Source organism: Polaromonas jejuensis NBRC 106434 (genome assembly GCF_001598235.1).
GTDB lineage: Bacteria > Pseudomonadota > Gammaproteobacteria > Burkholderiales > Burkholderiaceae_C > Polaromonas > Polaromonas jejuensis.
Genome location: NZ_BCYO01000004.1, coordinates 148,212 through 162,052 on the forward strand (window position 1 = coordinate 148,212; position 13,841 = coordinate 162,052).

Here is a 13,841-nt window from a genome sequence, read left to right on the forward strand (position 1 = left end):
TGACTCATTGCGGTTGCAGCGGGCTACCCGCGGATGGTTCATGGAACGATGGCGCATCGGGATGGCGGCTCAACTGGCGCTCGGACGGGCTGCGGCGGCGTAGCTTGTCCATCAGCACATACACCACCGGCGTGCTCAGCAGCGTGAGCAGCTGGCTGGCGATCAGCCCGCCGATGATGGCGATGCCCAGCGGGCGGCGCAGCTCGGCGCCTTCGCCAAAGCCTATGGCCAGCGGCAGGGCGCCCAGGATGGCGGCCAGCGTGGTCATCAGGATGGGGCGAAAGCGCAGCAGGCAGGCCTCGCGCACGGCCTGCGTGGCGGTGAGGCCGCGCGCGCGTTCGGCTTCCAGTGCGAAGTCGATGATCAGGATGGCGTTTTTCTTGACGATGCCGATCAGCAGGAAAATGCCGATCAGCGCGATGATGGAGAAGTCCAGCTTGAACATCAGCAGCGCCAGCACCGCACCCACGCCGGCCGAGGGCAGGGTGGAGAGCACCGTGACGGGATGCACCAGGCTTTCGTAAAGAATGCCGAGCACGATGTAAATCACCACCAGCGCGGCCAGGATCAGCAGCGGCTGCTGGCCTTGCGACTGCTGGGCATCTCTGGCCGAGCCGGCAAAACTGCCGCGCACATTGTTGGGCAGGCCGATCTCGGCTTCCGCCTGCTTCACGGCGGCCTGCGCATCGCTGAGCGTGCTGCCCTCGGCCAGGTTGTAGGAGATCGTGGTGGAGAGCTCGCCATCCTCGTGGCTGACCGATGCGGCCTTGGCGCTCTCGCTGAAACGCGCAATGGCTGACAGCGGCACCATGGTGGTGGGCGCCGAACTCAGGGCCTGGCCGCTGGACGGGTCGCGCAGCGCCGGGTTCACCGGGATGGTGGATGTCGTGGGCGTGGCCGGCGTGGTGCCGCTGCCGCTTCCACCGGTGTTTTTTGCCGGGACGTAGATGTCCTTGAGCGACTCGGGGCTGCGGGTGAAGCGCGGCGCCACTTCCATGACCACGTGGTACTGGTTCAACTCGGCATAAATGGTGGCCACCTGGCGCTGGCCAAAGCCGTTGTACAGCGCGTTGTCCACGTCGCGTGAGCTGACGCCCATGCGCGCGGCGCTGTCTTTGTCGACCGCGATCATGGTCTCGACACCGTTTTCCTGCTGGTCGGTGTCGACATCGATCAAGGCCTTTTGAAGCTTCATCTGGTCGGCCAGGCGCGTAGCCCAGACGCGCAGGTCGTTGGTACTGTCGCTTTTAAGCGTGTACTGGTAGGTCGAGTTGCTCTGGCGCCCGCCGCCGCGCAGGTCCTGCACCGGGTTGAGAAAGAGGGTCACGCCGGTGACCTTGGCCAGTTGCGGACGCAGCCGGGTGATGACGGCCTGGCCGGACTCGGTGCGTTGCGCCACGGGCTTGAGGTTGATGAACATGAAGCCGCCCCCGGCGCGCGAGCCGCCGGTAAAGCCCACCACCGTGTCCACCGCCGGGTCGCGCCGGATGATGTCGACCAGTTCCCTGAGCTTGCCCTGCATGGCTTGGAAGGAAATACTGCGGTCGGCGCTCAGGCCGCCATTGATTTGCCCGGTGTCCTGCTGCGGGAAAAAGCCCTTGGGCGCCTTCATATACAGATAGACGTTGAGCGCGACGACGGCCAGCAGAATCAGCATCACCAGCCCCTTGCTGGCCAGCGCCCAGTCCAGGCTCACTTCGTAGGTGCGATGCACGCGCAGATAGGCATTTTGAAACCAGCGCGGTATCCATCCGAAGCGCCCGGGCGGCTTGTCATGAATGCCTTCGTGGGTGGGCTTGAGCAGCCAGGCGCACATCATGGGCGTGGTGGTCAGTGAAATCAGCAGCGAAATCAGCACCGCGACCGACAGCGTGACGGCGAATTCGCGAAACAGCCGCCCCACCTGCCCGCCCATGAAAAGCAGGGGAATGAACACCGCCACCAATGACAGGCTGATGGACAGCACCGTGAAGCCGACTTCGCGCGCGCCCAGCAGCGCGGCCTTGAAGCGGTCCATGCCGGCTTCGATGTGGCGGCTGGTGTTTTCCAGCACCACGATGGCGTCGTCCACCACAAAGCCGGTGGCCACCGTGAGCGCCATCAGGCTCAGGTTGTTCAGGCTGAAGCCCAGCAAATACATCACGCCGAAGGTACCCAGCAGCGAAACGATGGTGGCCACGGCCGGAATGACGGTGGCGCGCGCGCTGCGCAGGAAAGCGCTAACCACCAGCACCACCAGCGCAATCGAGATTAGCAGCGTCAGTTCAATTTCGCGCAGCGATCGGCGTATGGAATTGGTGCTGTCCGAGGCCACCTGCAACTGCACGTCTTGCGGCAGCTGGGCCTGCAGCTCGGGCAGCAGCGCACGCACGCCGTCCACCGTGTCAATCACGTTGGCGCCGGGCTGGCGCGTGATCAGCACGATGACAGCCGGGCTGCCGTTGAACAGGCCCAGGGTGTTGATGTTCTCCACGCCATCAACGACTTCGGCCACATCGCTCAGCCGTATCGCGGCGCCATTGCGCCAGGCCACCACCAGGCCGCGGTAATCGGCCGCCTTGAGTCCGCCCGTGGTCGTGTTGGCGCCCGAGTAAATCTGCAGGCGCTGGCCGTTGCCTTCAATCGCGCCCTTGGGCCGGTTGGCGTTGGAGGCCTGCAGGGCGGCCCGCACATCTTCCATGCTGACGCCGTAGCGGTTGAGCGCAAACGGGAGCAGCTCGACGCGCACGGCGGGCAGCGAACCGCCGCCCAGCTCCACATCGCCCACGCCCGGCACCTGGGCGATTTTTTGCTGCACCACATTTGACACTTCGTCGTAGATCTGTCCCGGCGAGCGGGTTTTGGAGGTGAGCGCCAGGATGATGACCGGCGCCGAAGCCGGATTGGCCTTGCGGTAGGTCGGGTTGCTGCGCAGCGTGGCCGGCAGGTCCGCGCGCGAGGCATTGATGGCGGCCTGCACTTCGCGCGCGGCGGCATCGATGTTGCGGTTCAGGTCAAACTGCAGGCTGACGCGGGTCTGCCCATTGCTGCTGTTGGACGTTATTTCGTTGACGCCGGCAATCACGCCCAGCCGCCGCTCCAGCGGCGTGGCGACGCTGGTAGCCATGGTCTCGGGGCTGGCGCCGGGCACCGCCGCGTTGACCGAGATGACGGGAAAGTCGACCTGCGGCAGGGGGGAGACCGGCAGCACGAAGAACGCGCCTATGCCGGCCAGGGCGAGGCCTATGGTCAGGAGGACGGTGGCTACCGGGCGGCGGACGAAGGGCTCGGAGAGGTTCATTTTTGCCCCCCTTGTTTTCCGCCTAGTGCTGGTCTTTTTGAGGTCGGAGGCCGGGACTCGCCCCGGCGGGCGAGGCACTTTTCTTTGCTTCGCCAAAGAAAAGTACCCAAAAGAAAGGCGACCCGCAGTCTGGGTCCCCTGCGCTTCGCTACGGGGCACCTTGCGGTGCTCGGTCCAGGCGGGGTCTCGTGCAAACTCGCTTCGCTCAGACAAGCACGAGCCCTGATCCGCCTGGCCCTGCGCTCCTCAGCCCAGCCAGAACGGGGTGGGAAAGAAATACCAACAGCCGAACTCCGCAAGTACGCGCTTTGGCGCGTACTTGTTTTGGTGTTTGTATTTGGTATCCGTTTTTTTGCCTGTCCCGTCCTGGCTGGGCTGAGCAGCGCAGATGGAGGCGGGATCAGGGCCGCAGTTGTTTGAGCGAAGCGAGTTCTGCGGACCCCCGCCGGAATCGAGCAGCGCAGGTTGCCTGGAGCGAAGCGCAAGGACCCAGACTGCGGGTCGCCTTCTCTTTGCTTACTTTCTCTTGGCGAAGCAAGAGAAAGTGAGTCGCCCGCCGGGGCGAGACCCGGCCTCTGCCTCAAAACTAGCCTGCAGCAATCATCGGACAGACGCCTCACACCGAAACCTCACTCTTCCGCTTCCGCCCAAACCTCCGCCCCATCCGATCAAACGCCAGGTAAATCACCGGCGTCGTGAACAGCGTCAACACCTGGCTCACGATCAGCCCGCCAAAAATCGAAAGCCCGAGCGGCTGGCGCAGCTCGGCGCCTTCACCCCATCCCAGCATCAGCGGCACGGCCGCAAACAGCGCCGCCAGCGTGGTCATCAGGATGGGCCGGAAGCGCAGCAGGGCCGCCTGGTGGATGGCCTCCTGCGCCGACTTGCCCTGGCTGCGCTCGGCGTCAATCGCGAAGTCAATCATCATGATGGCGTTCTTCTTCACGATGCCGATCAACAGGATGATGCCGATGATGCCGATCACCCCGAGGTCGGAGCCGCTCATCATCAGTGCCAGCAACGCACCCACGCCGGCCGAGGGCAGCGTCGAGAGAATCGTCAGCGGGTGGATATAGCTTTCATAGAGCACACCCAGCACGATGTAGACGCAGATGACGGCCGCCAGGATCAGCCACAGCTGGTTGGACAGGGACGACTGGTAGGCCCCGGCCGCGCCCAGGAAGGTCATGGTCACGCTGGCCGGCATGGCGATGTCCTTGGCCGCCTGCTTGATCTCATCGACCGCCTTGCCCAGCGAGACGCCGGGCGCGGTGTCAAAGCCCAGCGTGGTCGCCGGGTACTGGGCCACATGGGTGATTTGCAGGGGCGCGGGCCGTTCGGTGATGGTGGCAATCGCCGAGAGCGGCGTCGTGCTGCCGGAGCCGGTTTTCAGCTGCAGCTCGCCCAGCGAGGCCGGCGTCGTCAGCTGGTCGGGCATGGCTTCGAGGATCACGCGGTACTGGTTGGTCTCGGTGAAGATGGTCGAGACAATGCGCTGGCCGAAGGCGCTGTAGAGTGCGTCGTCAATCGATGAGGTGGTGATGGCAAGGCGCGACGCGGTGTCGCGGTCCACCGTGATGTAGGCGCCGGCACCGCTGGAGCCCGCATCGGAGGCCACGTTGCGCACGCCGCCCAGTGTCTGCATGCGCTGCGCGAGCCGGGTGGCCCATTGCACCACCGTGGCGTTGTCCGCACCCTCCAGCGACACGCGGAACTGCGTCGGGCCGGTCTCGGCATCGATCGTCAAATCCTGCGTGGGCTGCAGGTAGAGCGTCACGCCCGCGACCTGGCCCACACGCGCCTTCAGCCGGGCCATGGTTTCCTGCTGGCTGTCGGCGCGGCCGGGCTTGAGGTTGATCAGCATGCGGCCGGTGTGCAGCATGGTGTTGTTGGCGGCGTCCACCCCGATGAAGGAGCTCAGCGTATCGACATCGGGGTCTTCCAGGATGGCCTGGGCCGCCGCCTGCTGCAGATCGGCCATGCGCGCATATGAGACCGACTGCGCGGTTTCAATGCGGGCCTGCAGCTGGCCGGTGTCCTGCGTGGGAAAGAGGCCTTTGGGAATCAGCACATAGAGCAGCACCGTCAGCAGCAAGGTGGCCAGCGCCACCAGCAAGGTGGCGCCCTGGTGCTTGAGCACCCAGCTCAGCCAGCGGTCGTAGCGGGCAATGACCCGGTCAATCAGCGCCTGCAACCAGGCCCCGGTCTTGCTGCCCTGGCCTTCGGGAATGTGCCTGAGCCATCGTGCCGACATCATGGGCACCAGCGTGAGGGAAACCACCGCCGAGATCAGGATGGTGATGGCCAAGGTGACGGCGAACTCGCGGAACAGGCGCCCCACGACATCGCCCATGAAGAGCAGTGGAATCAGCACCGCAATCAGCGAGACGGTCAATGAAATGATGGTGAAACCGATCTGCGTCGCGCCCTTGATGGCGGCGGCCATGGGTTCCTCTCCCCCCTCGATGTAGCGCGAGATGTTTTCAATCATCACGATGGCGTCGTCCACCACGAAGCCGGTGGCAATCGTCAGCGCCATCAGGCTGAGGTTGTTCAGGCTGTAGCCCAGCAAATACATGGCGCCGCAGGTGCCGATCAGCGAGATAGGCACGGCCAGGCTGGCAATCACCGTGGCGCGCACGCTGTGCAAGAACACAAAAATGACCAGGACCACCAGCAGCACGGCCAGCACCAGTTCGATCTCGACGTGCAGCACCGAGGCGCGTATGCCGGTGGTGCGGTCGCTCAGCACCTCGACCTTGAGCGCGTCGGGCAGGCCGGACTGCAGTTCGGGCAGCCGTTGCTTGATGGCGTCCACCGTGGCGATCACGTTGGCACCGGGCTGGCGCTGCACGTTCAGGATGATGGCGGGTTTCAGGCCGCTCCAGGCGCCGAGCTTGATGTTCTCGGCGCTGTCAACGACCTGCGCCACGTCCTTCACCCGCACCGCCGCACCGTTGCGGTAGGCAATGATGAGGTTGTTGTAGTCAGCCGCGGCCAGCAACTGGTCATTGGCGTTGATGCTGTAGGCGCGGGTCGGCCCGTCAATGCTGCCCTTGGCGCCGTTGGCATTGGCGGCCGAGATGGCCGTGCGCAGCGAGTCGAGCGCCAGCCCGTAAGAAGCCAGGGCGCGGGTGTCCGCCTGGATGCGTACCGCCGGACGCTGGCCGCCGCTGAGCGACACCAGGCCGACACCGCTCACTTGGCTGATCTTCAGCGCCAGCCGGGTGTTGACGAGGTTCTGCACTTCCGTCAGCGGCATGGTGTCGGAGGTGATGGCCAGGGTGAGCACCGGCGCATCGGCTGGGTTCACCTTGGCGTAAATGGGGGGCGCCGGCAGGTCGGCCGGCAGCAGCGAGCCCCCGGCGTTGATGGCCGCCTGCACTTCCTGCTCGGCCACGTCCAGCGTGAGCCCCAGCCCAAACTGCAGGGTTACGATGGACACGCCCGCGGCACTGTTCGAGCTCATGCGCTGCAGCCCGGCCATCTGGCCGAACTGGCGCTCCAGCGGCGCCGTCACGGTTTGCGCCATGACCTCGGGGCTGGCGCCGGGGTAGAGCGTCTGGACCTGGATCGTCGGGTAGTCCACCTGCGGCAGGGCCGACAGCGGCAGGAACTTGAAGCCGACCAGGCCCGCGAGCACGATGGCCACCATCAGCAGCGAGGTTGCCACCGGGCGGAGGATGAAGGGACGTGACGGGCTCATGGCGTGATGCTGCTTGGGGGTTGTTGGCGCGCAGGCGGCTCAACCGGGTGCCGGTTCATGAGCCCTCGGCTTGCGAAGCAGGGCGCCGGCGGCGCGGACTGGAGGCATAGTCCGCAGGCGCGTCGGCTGCGGCGGATGCCGATGCCGATCCGCTAGGTGCGGGCGCCGTGCCCGTCGCGCCGGGGCGCTGGCGCTTGCCGCCTGCGCCACCGCCTGCGCCACCGCCTGCGCCTGCGCCTGCGCCGCCCGGCTGGTCACCGGGCAAGACGATCTTGGCGCCGTCCTTCAGACGGTCCGCGCCCTCGGTGATGACGCGCTCGCCCGCCTGCAGGCCGGAACTGATGATCACTTTGTCGATGGTCGCCTGGCCGCGCTGCACGGGCCTGAGGCTGACGGTCCGCTCGGCGCCGTTCACCACATAGACATAATCGCCGGTGCTGCCATGGCGCAGGGCGGTCACCGGCACCACCACGGCGTTCTCAATGGTTTTGACCAGCAGCTGCACATTGACGAACTGGCTGGGAAAGAGCGCCAGCTGGTTGTTGGCAAAGCGTGCCTTGGCCTTGACCGTGCCGGTCGTCGTGTCGACCTGGTTGTCCAGCGAGGAAAACACGCCGGTGTCCAGCGTGGCCGAGCGCGTCCGGTCGAGCGCGCTGACCTTCATGGCGATGCCGCCGCCGGCGTTTTGCTGCAACTCGCCGGCCTGGTCCTGGGGAATCGCAAACACCACGTCAATCGGGCTGAGCTGCGTAATGAGGGCAATGCCGTTGGCATCGCTACTGCTCACCACATTGCCCACGTCCACCGTGCGCAGGCCGACGCGCCCGCTCACGGGCGCCACCACGCGGGTGTAGGCCAGGTTCAGGCGGGCCATGCCTTCGGCGGCCTTGTCGACCACGACCGTTCCTTCGAGCTGCTTGACCAGCGCGGCCTGGGTGTCCACCTCTTGCCGGGCGATCGAGTCCTGCTCCAGCAGGGTCTTGAAGCGCTGCAGGGTGACCCGGGCGCTGTCGAGTTGCGCTTCGTCGCGCTGGCGTTGGCCGGTGGCCTGCATCAAGGCCATTTCAAACTGACGCGGGTCTATGGTGGCCAGCAGGTCGCCGGCGCGCACCATCTGGCCTTCCTTGAACAGCACTTTCTCCATCACGCCGGACACCTGGGGGCGCACCTTCACGGTGGCCTGCGGGGTGACCGTGCCCAGCGCTTCCAGAATCACCGGGATGCTGCTTCGCTCTGCGGTGGCCACACCGACCGTGGTGGCCGGTGCATTGCGCCGGCCGGCCTGGCCACCGGGACCGCCCGGGCCGGCGGCGGTGCTGGCCGGGTCCGCAGATGGATGGGTCAGGCGCCAGGCCAGCCAGCCGGTGCCGGCGAGCGCCAGAACGGCCACCAGGGCGCCAATGATGGACGCGCGGCGGCTCAAACGTTTACGGGGAGAAATATCGGCGCCGGTTTGCGGCGTTTCGGCTTTCGGGTCCATCAGCTGTCCTTGTTGCCAGCCACGGTAAACGGCGTACCGCAGCATTTATTGTGTTTGATGGGGTGGGTCATATGCGGGGCTGGCCGGGTGCCGGGCATGGCTCAATCCGTACTCACCCGGCGTTCAATAATTATCACCACAACACTGTGGGGACAGGTATACGGCTTGAAAGAGCGACGTAAACGTCCGGTAAAGAGCGCTGGCCGCCCGCCGCTAAAAAACGGCCCTCAGTGGAGGTGCTTAAGGGGGCTTTGTTTGCTATCTTTTTGATAGCGTATTGCGCTCGTGCCGATTGGGCTGGTGCCGTATCTGGCAATAAGAAGGAGAGAAAAGGCGGCGTGACGGGCTTGGTCAGGCCCGGTCAAGCCAGATCAGCGCAGCAAGGCCGCAACTTCCCCATAAGCCGGAATGCCGTCAATCGCGCCGTGCCGGGTCACTGACAGCGCCGCCGCGGCATTGGCCCATTCCATGGCAATGGCCAGCGTTTGGCCACGGGCGAGCGCCGCCGCCAGCGCGCCGGTGAAGGTGTCGCCAGCGCCTATGGTGTCGCGCACGGTCATGCTGCGGCCCGCCAGCGCGACCGGAGCTTGCCCTGTTTGGTACAGCCGGCAACCGGTCGCGCCCAGCGTGACCAGCACCGCGCCAACGCCCTGTGTCAGTAAATGCTGGGCCGCGTCATCGACAGAGCCCGAATGCGCTGGCCCTGCGAGCTGGAGCAACTCGCTTTCATTGGGTGTCAGCACATCCACCAGCGCCAGCAAGGCGTCGGGCAGGGCGCGCGCGGGGGCTGGGTTCAACAGGGTGATGGCATTGGCCTTACGCGCCAGTTGAAAGGCCTGCAGCGTGGCTTCTACGGGCACTTCGCACGAGGCCATGACGACGCGGCAGTTGGCCAGCAGGGCGGCTGCGGCCTGCACCTGCGCTGCGCCCAGGCCGGCGCCGGCACCGGGATGGACGGCAATGCTGTTGTCGCCGTCGTCATAGACCAGGATTTGCGCCACGCCGCTGCGCTCGCCAGGGGCCTGCTCGACATGCTCGGTGGCAATGCCTTCGGCGTGCCACAAATCCATGCCCATGCGGCCGAAATCGTCGTCGCCGATGCGCGCGATCAGCGCCACGCTTGCGCCCTGGCGTGCCGCCGCGACGGCGGCGTTGCTGCCCTTGCCGCCGGGGCTGATGCTAAAAGAGCGGGCCATCAGCGTCTCGCCGCGGGCGATGGGGCGCGCCACCTGCGAAATCAGGTCGGCATTCCAGCTGGCCACGCAGACTACGTCGGCCATCAGGCTGCCCTTTTGCCGCTGGCGGCATCGAACCAGTGCACGCATCCGTCGCGTGGGCGCAGGGCAACCTGGTCTGCCGGTCGCGCGTTGACGCGGCTGTGCACCGTGGCGAGCAACTGCTGCTCGCCCAGCCGGCACGACAACATGGTGTCGGCGCCGGCGAACTCCACCACCTCCAGCGTGACAGGCCATGCGCCCGGCGTGCCTGAAGGAACGATCTCGAGGTGCTCGGGACGCACGCCGACGATGCACTCTGCGGGTACCGCCGCGGGCACGGCGTCCAGGCTGCCGCTGCCGGCCAGGCTCACGCCGTTCGCGCTGCGCTGGCCGGGCATCAGGTTCATGGCCGGCGAGCCGATGAAGGTCGCGACGAAGGTGTTGACGGGGCGGTCGTAGAGCTCGGGCGGGGTGCCGGTCTGCTCGACGATGCCGTCGCGCAGCACCACGATGCGGTCGGCCATGGTCATGGCCTCGATCTGGTCGTGTGTCACGTAAATCGAGGTGGCGCCCAGGCGCTGGTGCAGCGCACGGATTTCGGTGCGCATCTGCACGCGCAGCTTGGCGTCCAGATTGGACAGCGGCTCGTCGAACAAAAAGACCGCCGGGTCGCGCGCCATGGCCCGCCCCATGGCGACGCGCTGGCGCTGGCCGCCCGAGAGCTGGCGCGGGTAGCGGTCCAGCAGCTTGTCCAGGCCGAGAATGCGCGCCGCCTCGGCCACCTTGGTGCGTATGGTTTGCGGCTCCACCTTGCTGATCATCAGGCCGAAGCCCATGTTCTGGTCCACCGTCATGTGCGGGTACAGCGCATAGTTCTGGAACACCATCGCAACATCGCGCTCCCTGGGCGGCAGCGCGTTGACGACCTTGCCGCCTATCACGATGTCGCCGCTGGTCGGCTGGTCCAGGCCCGCGACCATGCGCAGCAGCGTTGACTTGCCGCAGCCGCTGGGCCCGACGAAGACCACGAACTCCTTGTCGTTGATCGCGATGTCGACGTCACGAATGACCTTGACTTCACCAAAGTCCCTGCGAATATTCTTGAGTTGAATCGAAGCCATGATTAACCGCCTTTGACGCCGCCGGCCGTGAGGCCGCCAACGATTTCTTTTTGAATGACAAGGGTCAGCAGCAGCACCGGCGCGGTGACCAGCAGCGCCGCCGCGGCCAGCGGCCCCCAGGCGATCTGCTCGAAGGTCAGCACGTTGTAGATCGCCACCGGCAAGGTGCGCGTGGCGCGGCCTGCCAGCACCGCACCGAACACAAAGTTGTTCCAGGAGAAGATGAAGGCCAGGATCGCCGCCACCGTGATGCCGGGGCGGGCCAGCGGCATCGCCACATAGCGAAAGCGCTGCCAGGTGCTGCAGCCATCCATCAAGGCGGCTTCTTCAAGCTCGCCGGGCAGGGTTTCAAAGTAGCCCGAGACGATGTAGACGATGATGGGCAGCGTGATCACCATGTGCGTGATGATGATGGGCGTGAGCGTGCCGGTCAGGCCCAGCGCCTGGAACAAGGTGAAAAGTGGAATCAAAAAGCTGATCGCCGGCGTCATGCGCGCTATCAAAATCAGCAGCAGCAGCTTGCGTGCCTTGAGCCGCGCAATGCCGTAGGCGGCCGGTACGCCGATGGCCAGCGCCAGCAGCGTTGCCAGGCCCGATACCGTCACGCTGTTCAGAAAGTAGCTGAAGAAGGGCGTGCCTTCGAACACCGCGCGGAAATTGGCCAGCGTCGTGCTGCTGGGGATGAACACCGGCGGGTAGGCCAGGTTGTCGGTCTCGGTCTTCATCGACAGCGACAGCATCCACAGAAACACCGACGCTGCCGGCGTTACCAGCACCAGCACCAGGAAGGTCAGACCGATCCGGTCGAGCAGTTTTTTCATGATGTCAATCGTTCCATTTGGAGCGCTCGCGCATCCAGAACAGGGTCAGCGACAAGGCCACCACGATCACGAAGAACACCACCACCACGGCCGAAGCCTTGCCGACCTGGTAGAACGAGAACGCCTGCAGGTAGAGGTAGAGGTTGATGGTCTCGGAGGCGGTTCCGGGGCCGCCTTGCGTGATGACGTAGATGGTGTCGAAGGTCTTCAGCGCATCGATCAGCCGCACCACCGCCGCAATCATGATGAAAGGCAGGATCATCGGCAGCGTGATGTGGCGAAAGGTCTGCCAGCGGCTTGCGCCTTCCATATAGGCGGCTTCGAAGGGGTCGACCGGCAGCGATGCCAGGCCGCCCAGCACGATCAGCATCACCAGCGGCGTCCATTGCCAGATGTCCACCAGCACCAGGCAGGGGATCGCGAGGCGCGGCGAGTAAACCCATTCCGAGGGCCCGATGCCGACCAGCGACAGCAGGTAGTTCAGCACACCTTGCTGCGGATGGAACATCATGGTCCAGACCAGGGCAATGGCCACCGGCGTGGCCATCATCGGCAAGGTGAACAGGCCGCGCATGAAACCGCGCAGCGGGAACTTGTGGTTGAACACCAGCGCGGCCAGCGTGCCCAAGACCAGCGGTCCGGCCACCGCCATGGCCGTGAACAGCAGCGTGTGCCAGATCGACTCGAGAAAGCGCTGGTCGCTCGCCAGAGAGGTGTAGTTGCCCAGGCCGATGAAGGTCTGGCCCGAGCCTATTTTCCAGTCGAACAGGCTCATCCAGAGCGTAAAGGCCCAAGGGAACGCGATGATCGCGACGATGGCGATCAGCGCCGGGACAATGAACCAGTACAGCGCGGAACGGTTGCTGTTGAACATGGCAAGACGACTCAACTCTTGCCTTCGCTTTTGTTCAGCACGGGCTGGAACTCGGCGGTTGCCTTCTTCATCTCCGTGGCCACGTCGGCGCCGGTCAGGATGTTGTTGAGCGCAATGCCGAAGGTGTCGCGAAACTCGTTGACCGGCTCAATGACAGGCAGTCCGGGGCGGGAGATGCGCAGCGAGTCCGCCACCGCCTGCAGCCAGGCCACGGGCAGCTTGAGCGCGGCCAGCGCCTCCTTGTTGGCATAGGCCGAGGTGCGCACCGGTGCGCCCATGCCGTCGGCCAGCATGCGCTGCTGCATCAGCTTGCCGGTCGCCCATTGCACGTAGTACCAGGCCGGCCCTTTCTTCTGCGTGAAGGCCGAAACGCCGACACCATCGCCGAACATCGAAACCAGATGCGCCTTGGGCCCGGCGGGGATCACGCCATAGCCGACCTTGCCGACGACCTTGGACTTGGCGGTGTCTTCCAGCGGCAGCGCAAAGCCGCTGCCGTCTATCCACATGGCTGCCTTGCCTTGCAGGAACAGGCTTTGGGACTCGTTCCAGTTGAAACCCGCGATGCCGGCCGGGCCGTTGCTCTTCAACAGGTCACGGTACAGCGTGGCCGATGCAATGGCCTCGGGGCCATCGGTCAGGAGCTTGCCCGATGCGTCGGTGAAGCTGCCGCCGTAGCCCAGGAAGAAGGTGGTCCACAAGGGCACGTTGGCGTTTTTCAAGCCGCGGCCCACCATGCCATACACGCCGTTGGCGGGATCGTGCAGGGCCTTGGCGGCTGTCAGCATGTCGGCCATGGTTTTGGGCGCCTGTATGCCCTTGGCGGCGAACAGCTCCTTGTTGTAGTACAGCAGCCACGGGTCGAGGTTCAGCGGCAGGCTGTCGATGCGTCCGTCGGTCTGCGTGGCGTAGAACATGCCGCCGGCGGCGAAGTCCTTGAGGTCGAAGTCGGTTGCTGCCTGGCTCGCGAAGTAGGGGCGCAGATCCTCCAGCCACTTGCCTTTGGCGAACTGGCGTTTCTGCACGTGGTAGGAGAGATGGATCACATCAAAGCTGGTCTTGCCCGAGTTGAACTCGATCACCGCCTTTTGCCGCGACTGCTGCTCGGGGACCTGTTCCGAGCCGACCGTGATCCCGGTCATGGTCTGGAACTCCTTTTCGTACTTTTGCAGCAGGTCGGCGCGCGGACTCTTGACCAGATGCACCTCTATGCTTTGACCTGAATAGCGCTTCCAGTCGAAACCGGCCTGCGCGAAAGAGGCTGGCAGCAGCCCGGCCAGTCCAAGACCGCCGGCGCCCTGAATGAGCATGCGCCGCTGATTGTCGATGCCGTGTGTCATGG

The 13,841-nt window shown here is 65.2% G+C and carries 8 protein-coding genes; all 8 read right to left on the bottom strand.

Features of this window, described 5'->3' with window-relative positions:
* Positions 1-4: 4 nt before the first annotated feature.
* Positions 5-3,280 carry an efflux RND transporter permease subunit gene (locus PJE01S_RS06910; protein ID WP_068832418.1) on the bottom strand — a complete coding sequence of 1,092 codons (3,276 nt, stop codon included), beginning with the start codon at positions 3,278-3,280 and terminating at the stop codon, positions 5-7.
* 616 nt (positions 3,281-3,896) lie between these two features.
* On the bottom strand, positions 3,897-6,986 hold the full coding sequence (locus tag PJE01S_RS06915; protein ID WP_068832419.1) for an efflux RND transporter permease subunit: 3,090 nt from the start codon (positions 6,984-6,986) through the stop codon (positions 3,897-3,899).
* Positions 6,987-7,041: 55 nt separating this feature from the next.
* Complete coding sequence (locus PJE01S_RS06920) at positions 7,042-8,466, bottom strand: efflux RND transporter periplasmic adaptor subunit (protein ID WP_068832559.1); 1,425 nt, start codon at positions 8,464-8,466, stop codon at positions 7,042-7,044.
* A 371-nt stretch (positions 8,467-8,837) separates the two neighbouring features.
* The gene (locus PJE01S_RS06925) at positions 8,838-9,746 is read right to left on the bottom strand and encodes a ribokinase (protein ID WP_245660661.1); all 909 of its coding nucleotides are present in this window, start codon (positions 9,744-9,746) and stop codon (positions 8,838-8,840) included.
* Complete coding sequence (locus PJE01S_RS06930; protein WP_068832421.1) at positions 9,746-10,804, bottom strand: ABC transporter ATP-binding protein; 1,059 nt, start codon at positions 10,802-10,804, stop codon at positions 9,746-9,748. Before PJE01S_RS06930 ends, PJE01S_RS06925 begins: the two co-directional genes overlap by 1 nt.
* A 2-nt stretch (positions 10,805-10,806) precedes the next feature.
* A complete protein-coding gene (locus tag PJE01S_RS06935) occupies positions 10,807-11,625 on the bottom strand; it encodes a carbohydrate ABC transporter permease (protein ID WP_068832422.1) in 819 nt (272 codons plus the stop codon).
* A 4-nt stretch (positions 11,626-11,629) separates the two neighbouring features.
* Positions 11,630-12,499 (bottom strand): carbohydrate ABC transporter permease, encoded by an 870-nt coding sequence (locus PJE01S_RS06940; protein ID WP_084389405.1) that lies wholly within the window; start codon positions 12,497-12,499, stop codon positions 11,630-11,632.
* Positions 12,500-12,510: 11 nt separating this feature from the next.
* Positions 12,511-13,839 (bottom strand): ABC transporter substrate-binding protein, encoded by a 1,329-nt coding sequence (locus PJE01S_RS06945; RefSeq protein WP_068832424.1) that lies wholly within the window; start codon positions 13,837-13,839, stop codon positions 12,511-12,513.
* Positions 13,840-13,841: the final 2 nt, after the last annotated feature.

Excerpts from the sequence above, each read along its gene's own strand:
- PJE01S_RS06910 (WP_068832418.1), bottom strand. The coding sequence starts at position 3,280 with ATGAACCTCTCCGAGCCCTTCGTCCGCCGCCCGGTAGCCACCGTCCTC.
- PJE01S_RS06915 (WP_068832419.1), bottom strand. The coding sequence starts at position 6,986 with ATGAGCCCGTCACGTCCCTTCATCCTCCGCCCGGTGGCAACCTCGCTG.
- PJE01S_RS06920 (WP_068832559.1), bottom strand. The coding sequence starts at position 8,466 with ATGGACCCGAAAGCCGAAACGCCGCAAACCGGCGCCGATATTTCTCCC.
- PJE01S_RS06925 (WP_245660661.1), bottom strand. The coding sequence starts at position 9,746 with ATGGCCGACGTAGTCTGCGTGGCCAGCTGGAATGCCGACCTGATTTCG.
- PJE01S_RS06930 (WP_068832421.1), bottom strand. The coding sequence starts at position 10,804 with ATGGCTTCGATTCAACTCAAGAATATTCGCAGGGACTTTGGTGAAGTC.
- PJE01S_RS06935 (WP_068832422.1), bottom strand. The coding sequence starts at position 11,625 with ATGAAAAAACTGCTCGACCGGATCGGTCTGACCTTCCTGGTGCTGGTG.
- PJE01S_RS06940 (WP_084389405.1), bottom strand. The coding sequence starts at position 12,499 with ATGTTCAACAGCAACCGTTCCGCGCTGTACTGGTTCATTGTCCCGGCG.
- PJE01S_RS06945 (WP_068832424.1), bottom strand. The coding sequence starts at position 13,839 with ATGACACACGGCATCGACAATCAGCGGCGCATGCTCATTCAGGGCGCC.